Source organism: Pseudomonas sp., assembly GCF_030690725.1.
GTDB lineage: Bacteria > Pseudomonadota > Gammaproteobacteria > Pseudomonadales > Pseudomonadaceae > Aquipseudomonas.
In genome coordinates, this window is sequence record NZ_JAUYGD010000062.1 from 1 (window position 1) to 12,570 (window position 12,570).

The 12,570-nt window shown below is 59.9% G+C and carries 9 protein-coding genes and 2 riboswitches; of the genes, 5 read left to right on the top strand and 4 right to left on the bottom strand.

Features of this window, described 5'->3' with window-relative positions:
• Positions 1-25: 25 nt before the first annotated feature.
• Both Q8O69_RS14810 and Q8O69_RS14815 read left to right on the top strand, forming a co-directional pair.
• The gene (locus Q8O69_RS14810; RefSeq protein ID WP_305593058.1) at positions 26-3,118 is read left to right on the top strand and encodes a tandem-95 repeat protein; all 3,093 of its coding nucleotides are present in this window, start codon (positions 26-28) and stop codon (positions 3,116-3,118) included.
• Positions 3,119-3,190: 72 nt separating this feature from the next.
• Positions 3,191-3,529 carry a tryptophan synthase subunit beta gene (locus Q8O69_RS14815; RefSeq protein ID WP_305593059.1) on the top strand — a complete coding sequence of 113 codons (339 nt, stop codon included), beginning with the start codon at positions 3,191-3,193 and terminating at the stop codon, positions 3,527-3,529.
• A gap of 81 nt (positions 3,530-3,610) precedes the next feature.
• On the opposite strand, the gene lapD is transcribed toward Q8O69_RS14815, so the two are convergent.
• From lapD to Q8O69_RS14830, 3 genes are all read right to left on the bottom strand, one after another.
• Complete coding sequence (gene lapD / locus Q8O69_RS14820; RefSeq protein WP_305593060.1) at positions 3,611-5,545, bottom strand: cyclic di-GMP receptor LapD; 1,935 nt, start codon at positions 5,543-5,545, stop codon at positions 3,611-3,613.
• 314 nt (positions 5,546-5,859) lie between these two features.
• Complete coding sequence (locus Q8O69_RS14825) at positions 5,860-6,111, bottom strand: DUF1145 domain-containing protein (RefSeq protein ID WP_305593061.1); 252 nt, start codon at positions 6,109-6,111, stop codon at positions 5,860-5,862.
• Positions 6,112-6,221: 110 nt separating this feature from the next.
• A complete protein-coding gene (locus Q8O69_RS14830) occupies positions 6,222-8,009 on the bottom strand; it encodes an alkyl/aryl-sulfatase (protein ID WP_305593062.1) in 1,788 nt (595 codons plus the stop codon).
• A 97-nt stretch (positions 8,010-8,106) separates the two neighbouring features.
• Here Q8O69_RS14830 and Q8O69_RS14835 point away from each other — a divergent pair, with 97 nt between their 5' ends.
• Complete coding sequence (locus tag Q8O69_RS14835) at positions 8,107-9,030, top strand: LysR family transcriptional regulator (RefSeq protein ID WP_305593063.1); 924 nt, start codon at positions 8,107-8,109, stop codon at positions 9,028-9,030.
• A 78-nt stretch (positions 9,031-9,108) separates the two neighbouring features.
• Here the strand turns inward: Q8O69_RS14835 and Q8O69_RS14840 are convergent, their stop codons facing one another.
• Entirely contained in the window at positions 9,109-9,576 is a 468-nt protein-coding gene (locus Q8O69_RS14840; protein WP_305593064.1) for a hypothetical protein, read from the bottom strand.
• A 250-nt stretch (positions 9,577-9,826) separates the two neighbouring features.
• Positions 9,827-9,951, top strand: a riboswitch (guanidine-I (ykkC/yxkD leader).
• Positions 9,952-10,005: 54 nt separating this feature from the next.
• Between Q8O69_RS14840 and Q8O69_RS14845 the strand changes: the two genes are divergently transcribed.
• Entirely contained in the window at positions 10,006-11,082 is a 1,077-nt protein-coding gene (locus Q8O69_RS14845; protein WP_305593065.1) for a putative urea ABC transporter substrate-binding protein, read from the top strand.
• A 176-nt stretch (positions 11,083-11,258) separates the two neighbouring features.
• Positions 11,259-11,367, top strand: a riboswitch (guanidine-I (ykkC/yxkD leader).
• A 66-nt stretch (positions 11,368-11,433) separates the two neighbouring features.
• Positions 11,434-12,501, top strand: a complete 1,068-nt coding sequence (locus Q8O69_RS14850) for a putative urea ABC transporter substrate-binding protein (protein WP_305593066.1) — start codon at positions 11,434-11,436, stop codon at positions 12,499-12,501.
• Positions 12,502-12,570 lie beyond the last annotated feature (69 nt).

A 12,570-nucleotide genomic window follows, 5' to 3' on the forward strand; every position in this document is an offset into this window, starting at 1 on the left:
CAATGGCGTGGCCCAGGCCCCGATCGTGCTGACCCAGGCGCAGATCACCAATGGCGTGACCTTTGATGTGGCCCGTCCGGCCGATGGCCAGAGCGTCAGCGCCTCGGCCACCGTCACCGATGCCGCCGGCAACACCTCGGCACCGGGTGCTGACAGCGCGGTGGTCGGCGACACCACCGGCCCAAGCGTTGTCATCAGCACCACCGACAGCAACCTGTCAGTCGGAGAAGCCACGACACTGACCTTCACTTTCAGCGAGTCAGTCACCGAATTTACTGCAAACGACATCGTTCCAACGGGCGGCACGATCAGCAATCTGGTGCAGTCGGCAGGTAACCCAGCGGTCTGGACAGCTACCTTCACCTCAACGGGTGGTGGCTCACCGAGCGTCAGCCTGCCTGCAGGTAGCTATACCGACCTGGCCGGCAACGCAGGCAGTGCGGGCAGCTTGAACCTCAACAGCGACCCAATCGCCACTAATGACAGCTACCTGATTTCCGGGCTGGTTGGTCAGTACTTTGGCTACAGCGAAGGAGTCAATGGTGCCAATCTGACCAACCTCGGCCAGGTAGAAACCTTTATCAATGGCCGTGCTCCCACGGCAACCTTCACAGCCACAAGTTTGAACTATGGCCCTATTGGTAATGGAGGTTTGGGCAATGGCACGAACCTGCAGACTTTCCTGGGTGGTGATGCCTCAAGCCTTTCGAGCGACCCAGCGAATACCTCTGACGCCATTCTCAAACTCAGCGGTTTGATTAATCTGGCCGCTGGTAACTACCAATTCCGCGTAACAGCAGATGACGGCTTCAGTATCCGTATCAATGGCCAAACGGTCGCAGAGTACAACGGCAACCAGGGCCCAACAGCGCGCGAATCTGTGGTTTTCACGGTGCCAGAAGGCGGTGCACAGCAGTTCGAAATTGTCTATTGGGATCAGGATGGCAATGCTCAGCTGACCGTTGAACTTCGCCCACAAGGCGGTAGCTACAGCGTTGTGGGTGGCAGTTCGTTACAGCATGAGAACCCGGCGCTGGTGACCAACGAAGATCAGGCACTGACAATTACTCCAGCCACACTGCTGGGTAACGACAGCGACCCGGATGGCAATGCACTAAGCATCCTTAGCGTGCAGGGAGCGACCCACGGTACGGTCGCATTGGTCGGCGGGAATGTCGTTTTCACCCCCGATGCCAACTACAACGGTTCGGCAACCTTCACTTACACCGTGAGTGACGGCCTGGGCGGACTTTCTACGGCAACGGTAACGCTCGGTATCAAAGCGGTTAACGACGCACCTGTGGCAGTTGCTGATAGCGCCATAACCAATGAAGACACGTCGGTCATCATTAACGTGCTGGCCAACGACACAGATGTTGATGGCGACACTCTGACGGTTACCGGTGCCACTGCCAGCAATGGCACTGTGGTGGTCAACGCCAATAACACCCTGAGCTTTACGCCGACCAGCAACTTCAGTGGCACGGCACTGATTCAGTACAGCATTAGTGATGGCAAGGGCGGCACCTCCAGCGCCCAAGTAAGCGTGACGGTCACACCGCAAGCCGATGCGCCATTGATCTCGCCAGTGTCCAACATTTTTGTGCTCAACCCTGGAGCCACGGTCATTTCAACTGGCAGCGCCGACACCCCCATCAACACAGCTGCTGTAAACGCTGGTGATGGTATCTCGCAAGCCAATCTGGAAGCAGAACTTGGCTTGACTGCGGGCTACCTTGATGGCCGCTTCAACCCGACCGGGCCGAATGTAAACCACACTGGCAACGTTGACGTGCTAGACGGTAAGGTTACCTATGCTGACTACAATCTGGTCAACGGCACAACAGTTAGCTGGAACTACGCATTCACTAATGGCGAGAACATCGCCAGCGAAGTGCAGGGTGGTTACAACGACTTGGTCGTGCTGATCGTGACAGACCCCGCAGGCAACCGTAATGCCTTCCTGGTGGACTCGTCAGAGTCTAAGTTTCCGAGCCTCACCAGTAACGGCACATTCAGCTATACCGCGACGCAGAGCGGTAACTACAGCTTCAGCTGGCTGGTACTCAATGGCCGCGACGGTCTCAAAGACTCGTCTCTGTCGTTAACAAATACCAACTTCACCCAGGCTGGTAGCACCACGCTATACGGCGCACCGATAGCGTTATCACTGGCAGCACAACTGGTCGACAAGGATGGTTCAGAATCCCTGAGCCTCGTACTTTCAGGATTACCGACTGGCGCAAGCCTGAGCGCTGGTACCAACAATGGCAATGGCAGCTGGACGCTGACCGCCAGCGACCTGAGCAACCTGCATCTGCTGCCGCCTGCGGGCTACACCGGCACACTGAACCTGACGCTGACCGGCACTGCCACAGAAGCAGCCAATGGCCACAGCACCAGTAGTGCGCAATCGTTCAGCGTCACCATCAGTGAAACCACTAACACATTGACCAACGCCACCGCCGGCAACGACACGCTTACCGGTACTGCGAACAATGACCTGATTCGTGGTTACAACGGCGATGACACCCTCAGCGGCGGTAGTGGTAATGACCTGATCTACGGCGGCGCCGGTAATGACACTATCAACGGCGGTGCTGGGAACGATCATCTTTACGGCGGGATTGGCAACGACACATTGAATGGCGATGCCGGCAACGACTTCCTCAACGGCGAAGCTGGTAACGATATCCTTAATGGCGGTGCCGGAGACGACATTCTGCGCGGCGGCCTCGGTAACGACACGCTGACTGGCGGTGCAGGCAAGGACCTATTCCTCTGGCAGCGCGGCGACCTAAACACCGCGGGCGGTCGAGATATTGTCCGAGACTTCAACACCAGCGAAGGTGACCGCATCGATCTGCACGATCTGCTGCAAGGTGAGAATGACGGCAATATCCTCAACTACCTACGCGTAGACACTGCCACTTCCACCCTGTTGATCAGCAGTACCGGAGTGCTCAACGCCAACGGCAGTAATGCCGACGTGACCATCAAGCTGGAGAATGGCAGCGGTGGTAACTTCAATATCAACCCAGGTAACCTCAGCCAGGCTGATCTGGTCAACTCGCTGATTGCCGGTGCCGACCCACTGATCAAAATCGACCATAACTGATGGCCACAACCCCGCTACCATAAGGAAGCGGGGTTGTTTATTCAGGGCGGCCAACAAGGCAAGGAGCGGTCGATGTTGTATGTAAAGCGCGATGCCTGGGGTAATTTGCAGCAGGTCGAGGCGGCGCCTTTCGAAGGTATGGATGGCGAGCTACTGGCTGACAGCCAGGAAGCAGAGGCCTGGTACGCCAATCAGACAGTAGAAAGCAGCCTGCTGCAGCTCAAGCAGAGCGACCTGGACATGATCCGGGTACTGGAAGATTTGATTACCGTGCTGATCCGCAACGGCGTGGTACGGATTACCGATTTACCGGAAGCGGCGCAGAGCAAGCTGGTCGGCCGTAGCAAGGCGCGGGATGCCTTGGGTGGCCTGCATCGACTGATCAACGACGACGAATCGAAACTGATCTGACCCCAGACCAGCGATACGTCAGGCTAGCAACAGCTCGCGGGCATGGCCTAGGCGTCCCCGCCGCTCCTACAAAAGCGGCTCTCAGCGCCAAGGTCCCGGCTCACCGAATAGACGCCCCTGCACGCCGTTGATGCCCATGGCGCGCAGTACCTGCCACTCCCCTTCACTTTCCACACGCTCGGCAATCAGCGGCAGATCGATGCTGTTGGCTGCGCGCTGCATGGCTTCGATAAACAGGCGCTTATCGTTTTCCTGATCAATATCGCGGATATAGCTGCCATCAACCTTGAGGTAACCAAGGCCAAGCTTGGCCAGGTTGCCGATCATGCTGAAGCGTCCACCAAAGTGCTGCAAGCCGAGGCCAAAGCCCAGGCTACGCAACCGTAAGGTCAGGTTTTCCAGCGCGGCCTGATCGGGTAATTGATCTTCATCCAGCTCCAGGGTCAGACGCGGCCCCAGTTGCCGGTGTTGCTGCAACTGGGCATACAACGCCGCCAGCGCTTGGGGATCGCGAATGCTAGTGCCGGACAGGCTCAGCGCCACGGCAGCTGAATGACTGTGCAGCTGCGTCAACACCAGATTGAGCATGACTCGATCCAGTCGCGCCGCCCAGCCGAAACGCTCCACCCAAGGCAGAAAGCGCCCAGCGGGAATCACCTCGCCCTGCTCGTCAATCACCCGTGCCAGCACCTTGTGGTGCAGCACGCGTGCAGGTTCATCAGCAGCCACCACCGGCTGGAAGAACAATTGAATACGGCCCTGTTCCAGCGCTTGATCCAGCAGGTTGTACCAACTTTGCCCCTCGTCCACGGCCAGCGATTGCTCGGCCAACTCATTGAACGCCCAGCTCGGCTGCGCCTGGCTGGCGGCCAGCGCCAAGGCGGCATCCAGTGCGCGGTACAGCTCGTCCTCCGCCGCGCCGGGAGCAAAGCTGGTCAAGCCGATATGCGCTACCGGTAAGCAGTCACTGGCGCCGGTCTGCTGCAGGCTATGCAGGCTCTGCTCAAGCTGCTCGGCCAGTTGCAGTGCCTCGCTGCGTTCAAGGCCCGGCGCCAGCAGAGCGAACTCACCGCCACGATTACGCGCCAGAACAAAACGGCCCTGACTGAGCTGCTGCAACTGTTCGGCAATGCTGATCAGCAGTTGATCAGTACGCTGACCACCCAAGCGCTGGTTGAGGCCGCTTAGGTCATTAACCCGCAGCAACAGCAGGTAACCGCTGCAGGCCTGCTCCTCAACGTTGAGCCGCGCGTGCAGCTGTAAATCGAAATAGCGTCGGTTGGCCAGCCCGGTCAGGCTGTCCTGGTAGGCTTCGGCGCGCAGCACTTCACTGCGCGCGGCTTCTTCGGCAAACAGCGCCTTGAGCTTGCCAACCATCTGGTTCATGGCGTTGACCACCCGGCGAAACTCGGGGGTTTTCGGCAACTCCGGCAAGCTTAGGAACTCACGGCGGGCGATGGCATTGGACTGTTCGACCATATAGTCCAACGGGCGCAGCTGACGCTTGAGCAGCAACACACCCAGAGCAATACACAGCACGCCGCTGAGGGTCAGCCACAGCAGATTGCCCAGGGTGCTCTGCCAGAGTTTGCTAACGGCAAACAGCGGATGGCTGATCACCTGCACCTGCGCCGCTTGCCGCCAGCCATCACTGACAATTGCATCGCCCTGCGCGGCTTCCAGATCGACCAGTTGGGCAAACCATTGCGGCGCTTCGCCGCTGACCGGCACGCCGCTGCGCTCGACCAGTAGCTCGCCAGTGGCAGGATCGGTCACCCGAATGCTTTCAAAATAGCCACTGTCGAAAATCGAGCTGACCATCAGTTCGATCATCGCGGTGTCGTTGACATGTGGGCTGAGCGACAAGCCCAGCGCCGTGGCGGCATCCTGGGCATGGGCGCGGAGCTGGTTGACCTGTTGCTCGCGCGAGCTCTCGACGCTGACCAGAAAACTGCCGGTGAAATTCACCAGCATCAGCACGCAGATGGCGATAAACAACTGCTTGAACAACGACATCAACCACTCCTGTCGAGCCAACTGCAGAAAAATCCGGGCTCGATTACGCTTCAACAATACAGATAGGTGCAGGCTCAAGCACTTGGCTGATAAGGGTCGATACCCGGCAGCATCAGGCGCTTGGCAGACTTAGGCACGGCACTGGAAAAGTGCCGGCGGCACGACGGCCGTCATGGTGCGGGGCACGGGGACAAAACACAATATCCACAACAGCCGCGGGGGCAATTCGCCGATGGGGAGCAGGCTGTTTGCGATAACGGTCGCATTACCCATTGCAGGTAAGCGACCGTTGATCGGGTGGCAAAAGCAACAACTTAGGCGCGGGCCAAACCCTGCAAATGCACAAAGCCAAACAACAGCACCAGCACCCGCTGCAACCAGGGCTGTGGCTGACCAACCAGGCGCGCCTTGAACAGCAGCAGCTCGCCGAGATGCGCCAGCAGCATGCCGCCGGCAATCAGGTTGACCGCCAGGTACCAGCCCTCGCCCATGGGGTAGAGCAGGTTGAGCAGCGCCAGTAGCCAGAACGCGGCCAGTGCGCCTTTGGCGAATATCAGAACAGGCATACATCACTCCTTAATCAGCTAAGTCAGCCAGGTGAAAAACCTGATCAGTCTGCCCTGATAGCGCCTCAAGTACGTCCGCACTTTGGTCGGGTCGAGTGACTCGGCGGCACTCAGCGCAGCGTCAGAGCAATCGGCTCATCGCTGAAATCGAAGCAGCCGAGGAAGGTCTTGATCTCCAGCAGGCTGCCATCGACCTTTACATCACCCAGTAGCGCGCCCTTGAGCAGGCCGTTCTCGCCACTCATCACGGTGTCCAGATAGGTCTTGTCGAGGGTCAGCTTGAGGGTGGTGCCCTCGGGAATGCCCTGATGCAACTGCACAACACCGCGGCGCACTTCCAGCGCCCACTCCTCGCCGATATCTGGGAAGCTGAAGCCCAGGGTCAGCTCTACATCATTGGCCTTGTCCGGATCGACCCGGGTAATCCAGTTTTGCAGAAATATTTTCGCCGGGAAGGCCTTGAGCATGTCCGCCGAGAGAAACACGCTGCGTATGCTTTGCGCCATCTGCTGCACTTTACCGCCGGCAAACTGGCCCTCCAGCTCCATGGCGCTCATCAGGTACCAGTTGCGCCAATTGATATTCATGCTGGCGTAACCCAGTTTGCGAAAGCTGCGCGCCTTAATATCGCGCGCTAGCTTGTCCTCGTTGTCCACCTGAATGGCGTAGCTGGAAAGCTCGGCGGCCCATTGGTAATCACCCTTGAGATAGGCTTCTCCGGCGGCCAGCAGCAGTTTTCCCCGACCACCCATCAAGGCAATCAGACGCTCGGCCTTGTCTTTCGGCGGCAACGGGTCAAGCGCCACCGGGTCGCCCTGGAACCAGCCCATATAACCGTTATAGATCTGCCGCACGCTGTGTTTCACCGTGCCGTAGTACTCGCGCAGATAAGGTGTGTAGCCCGCCAGGTGTGGCGGCAGTTTGACCTTCTCGACCAGCTCGTCCGGGGTGAGGCCCTTGTTCATCCAGCGCACGCTCTGGTCGTGGATATAGGCAATACCATCGCGGGTCATGCGCAATACTTCCTCGACCTTATCCTGGCCGCTGACCGGGCGGCCATGCAGCGGCACCATATGCTCGGCCTTATAGGCGCGCAGCTTGTCCAGGCTCTCGACCCACACCACCGGGTCGCGGAACTTGGTGCCGCGCAGGGTGTGGATATTTGGCAGGGTCGGGCCCTGCTCCACTTCGGCACTGATCAGCACGCGGTTATCCGGCAGGTAAATGATGATCTCGTCCGGCGCTTCGCTGGGCACATGCAGAAACTGCAGGTCCAGGCCGGCGATGCGGGTGTCGAGCTTGTCCTTGAAGGTCAGAGTCGGCGCAATAAAAGTTGCGGCCTCGACCTTGGCAATGGGCCCGATACCGGCATTCATCTGTTCGTGATCACCCTCGGGGAGCATGGCGCCGAAGCTGTAGCCGGAGCGCACCGACAGAATCGGCCCGACCAGCGCGCCCTGGGCCACCACATTGGCCAGCAGGGTTTCATGGGCAATGATCTGCACTTCACCGCTGCGCACCTGCTCTTCAGTGACGAAAGCTTTTACGCCGTTGATATGGTCGGAGTGGAAGTGGGTGTAGACCACCGCCTTGACCGGCTTGTCGCTGATCTTGCGGAACTCGGCCATGATCTTGCGCGATTCGCTGACCGATTCGCCGGTGTCGATGATGATCAGCCCTTCCGGCGCCTCAATCATCGCCACGTTGCCCAGCTGCCAGCCGACCGCCGAATAGACGTTGCCGGCCACCTGGTAGACCTTCTGCGCGAAGTGTTTACTGTGTTCGGCCAGTTCCGGGTGGATCGAGGCTTTGATCTGCTCTTCCGGCAAAGCTGCGTGGCCGGCCATGGGTAACGCCAGGCTCAGCAGCACGGCGGCAATTCGATTGAGTGAAAACATGCGAAGGCGCTCATTGTTATTGGCAGTGCTGGAAGATTGGCCAAACCAAGTCAATAATTCCAATGCATTCCAAACTCAATAGCGATGCACAGCACGCATGAATGATCTACGCCAGCTCCGCCACTTTGTCGCCCTCGCCGAGCACGGCCATTTCGCCCGCGCCGCCGAAGCCGTGCACCTTAGCCAACCTGCCCTAAGCCGCAGTATTCAGGCACTGGAGTCCAGCCTCGGATGCAACCTGGTCGACCGGCACAGCCGCGGTATCAGCCTGACCACCCACGGCCAACTGGTACTGGAACATGCTCAACGCCTGCTGGCCGGCAGCCGCGCGCTGAAGAATGCCGTTAGCCAGCTGGGTAATCTGCAAACCGGTGAACTGCGTCTGGGCACCGGCCCCTACCCGGCCGCGCGTCTGGTGCCACGAGCGCTGGGACGCATGGCGCAGCGTTACCCACGGGTGCGGATCAATCTGCAGATTGGCAACTGGCTGGAACTGCGCAGCAGCCTGCTGGATGACGCCCTGGAATTGTTTGTCGCCGACAGCCGCGAGCTGCTTGACGACCCCGCGCTGTGCATCGAACCGCTGCAGCGCCACAGCGGCGTACTGTTCTGCCGCCCCGGGCACCCACTGCTGGAGCAACCGACGCTGCGTATGCACGATCTGCTCGACTACCCCATTGCCGGCACCCAGCTACCGCAGGCGGTCGAGCAGAACCTGCGCGCACTCAGCGGCCGCGAACAGCCGCTGAGTATTCAGTGCGATAACTTTATGGTGCTCAAAGCCCTGGTGGCCGATAGCGACGTGCTAAGCATGGCGCCCTGGGATGTGGTGGCCGAGGATATCCAGACAGGTCGCCTGGCGCGGTTGCCGCTGGAAGCAGGTGCGTTGACCGAGCAATCCGCCTACGCCCTGATCAGCCGCGCCGGGCACAGCCTGTCACCGGCGGCGCAAGCTATACGGGAAGAGATACTGGCCGAAGATCAGCTCTTCGGCCGTAAGTTTGAAGGCGCGCCGGATTAATAGAGCGCCTAAAAATAGTTGGTTAGAGCCTGTTTTTAACGCAGCAGAGCCGACGCGCAGCAGATCGTAAATAGGTTCTTAGTTGCGCTGGCGCTCCCGGCCCTTCTGCTCATCACGCCGGCCCTCGCGTCGATCATCACCACGGCGCTCACCACCCCGTTGTGCATCGTGGCGTTGCGGGCGCTGCTGCTGATGGTTGCGAGAGTGGTCACGATCACGGCGGCCATCCCAGCCAGCATGCGGTTGCGTCACGCGGTAGTCATGACGGTTCTGGTACTTGTGCGTTTGGTAATGACGCGGCTGCGGGGCCGGCACGTAATAACGCGGTGGCTGACGGTGATCATCGTAACGTCGCCCATCATGGTGATAGGCCTTGTAGCGCTGCGGCTGCGGCACCACGTAAACCGGGTAACGTTGCACCTGATAATAGGTATTCGAATGGCCGCGATCATAACCGCGATGGCCATAACCACTGCCGCCGCCATAGACCGCACAACCGCTTAAAGACAAAACCAACAACGCCAGCAGCGTGGATTTGTATGACATAGCGGCCTCCTTCGACCGCGGGTGCGGCAGCGACCGTTGTCGCTGCCAGGGATTGCTCCCAATGAATAGACAACGGGGTATGCCATCCAGTGCGTAGCACTTGATCCGCAGATTTCATGACAAATTATTTCAAGGTGAGTCCACCACCCTCAATTCGGTCACCCCTACGCAACCTGGCACAGTCCTCGCTTAGCGTTTTGCGCATAAAGGAAATGCGTACGGCGGCAAGCAGCTTGCAGCCAGACAATCTGCAATGGTCGACTAGGGTTCCGGTTCGCTGAGCAAGCCTGCAGCGAATGACTGGTCCGAGAGTCGACGACCTCACGCAGTGGCCACGGCCATGGGGTTACACGGCGGGATAAAAGCCCGGGAGAACGCACAGCACTGCTGTTCGCTTTCCTGTTCCCGCTGACTGACCCGAGGTTACCCATGCCGCTATCCACCCTGCTCGCCCGCCTGACTGCCACCTGCCTGCTCGCCGCCCTGCTGCTGCAACCGGCCACTGCTGCGAATGAGCCGAAAACCTTCAAGCTGTGCTGGTCGATCTTCGCCGGCTGGATGCCCTGGGGCTATGCCGCCACTGAAGGCATCGTCAACAAGTGGGCCGAGCAGTACGGCATCCGTATCGAAGTCAGCGAAGTGCCGGATTACGTCGGCTCCATCGAGCGTTACAGCGCCGGGGAGTTCGATGCCTGCTCGATGACCAATATGGACGCGCTGACCATCCCAGCTGCCGCAGGCGTCGACTCTACCGCGCTGATCATCGGCGACTTCTCCAACGGTGCGGATGCCATTCTGCTGCGCGGCCCGGGCCTGACGCTGAAAGACCTCAAGGGCAAGACCGTGCTGCTGGTGGAGAACTCGGTGTCGCATTACCTGCTCAGCCGCGCCTTGGAATGGGCCCTGCTCAAGCCTGAGGATGTGACCATCCAGCACGTCTCAGACACGCAGATTGCCGAGGCCTTTCTCGCTGGCCAGGGTGATGCGGTGATTACCTGGAACCCGATCCTGGCCAAGATCAAGCAGCAGACCCAGGTCAGCCAGGTATTCAGCTCCAACCTGATTCCCGGCGAGATCGTCGACCTCACCGTGGTCAACAGCAAGGTCCTCGCCGCCCACCCGGAGCTGGGTAAAGCGCTGACCGGCGCCTGGTTCGAAACCCAGCGTCTGATGGGTATGCCCACCGATGCAGGGCGCGCGGCACGAGCGAAGATGGCCAGCGCCGCCGGCACTACGCCGGAGGATTTCAGCCAGCAACTCGACACCCTGCGCTCGTTCTACTCACCGCGTTACGCCCTGGCCTTTGCCCGCGCCAACAAGATGCCCGAGCTGATGCAACGGGTCGCCCAGTTCGCCGACCAGCAGAAACTGCTCGGCAACGACGGCAAGGGCCTGGACAAGCTGGGTATCGCCTTCAGCGGTGAGCGCAGCCTGGGCAATGCCGAGAACATCCTGCTGCGCTTCGATGGAAGCTATATGCAGATGGCCGCAGAAAAGAATCTTTGATCAGACGCCCCGCAATGCAGCACGCGAGCACCGCCACGCACCGCCGGGGCGCATAACCCTGGCCTGGCACCAGCAGAAACCGCGTGCCAGCGGGCTAGATCAAGCTGGCACGATGTTCGCAGTACCTACCTCGTGCAGGAACAACCCGCTGCGGCGGGATCGCGGCACCACAATTTGCAATAGCTGACTAGGGTTCCGATCCGCAGATCACAGATCTGCGGGTGACTGGTCCGAGAGTTGGCGACCTCCTTCGAGGTTACACGGCGGGATAAAAGCCCGGGAGAACGCGCCCCACCCGTGGGGAACCGCCGCGCACTCCTGCCCGTACTTTCTCGAACTGGAGGCTCCACCATGCGTAAGACCCGTCTGTGTTCAGTACTCGCCGCCGGCCTGGCCGCTGCCATCAGCGTCAACAGCCACGCCGCGCCGAAATCCGACTTCAGCGTCTGCTGGACCATCTACGCCGGCTGGATGCCGTGGGAATACGGCGCCGCAGAAGGCATCGTCGACAAGTGGGCGAAAAAGTACGACATCAATATCGATGTGGTGCAGATCAACGATTACGTCGAGTCGATCAACCAGTACAGCGCCGGCCAGTTCGACGGCTGCACCATGACCAATATGGATGCCCTGACCATCCCGGCAGCTGGCGGCGTGGACAGCACCGCGCTGATCATCGGCGACTTCTCCAACGGCAACGACGGCGTCGTGCTCAAAGGCGAGAAGAAGACCCTGGGCGACCTCAAGGGCCAGAACGTCAACCTGGTCGAGCTGTCCGTTTCCCACTACCTGCTGGCCCGCGGCCTGGAAAAAGCCGGCCTCAGCGAGAAAGACCTGAAAGTGGTCAACACTTCCGACGCCGACATGGTTGCCGCCTTCTCCACCAGCGACGTCACCGCCGTGACCACCTGGAACCCGCTGCTGGCCGAGATCGAAGCCACACCGAGCGTGACCAAGGTCTTCGATTCCAGCCAGATCCCCGGGGAAATCATCGACCTGATGGTGGTCAACAGCGACACCCTCAAGGACAACCCGGCCTTCGGCAAAGCGCTGACCGGCGCCTGGTACGAAATCATGGCCACCATGAGTGCCGACACCCCGGCCGGCAAGGCCGCCCGCGAGCATATGGCCAAAGCCTCCGGTACTGACCTGGCTGGCTACGAAGCACAGCTTGCAGCGACCAAGATGTTCTATTCGGCCAAGGACGCCGTGGCCTTCGCCACCAGCCCGAAACTGCCGGCCACCATGACCAAGGTCGCCGAGTTCTCCTTCGGCCACGGCCTGCTCGGTGAAGGCGCGCAAAGTGCCGATGCCATCGGTATGGGCTTCGCCAAGGGCGTGACCACCGGCGACACCGGCAATCTCAAGCTGCGCTTCGACCCCAGCTATATGCAGATGGCGGCTGACGGCACGCTGTAACGCCTTCCCTACCCTCTCCCGCTTGCGGGAGAGGCTTCGGGGGAGTGGGCCCAAGCCACACGAGAACAC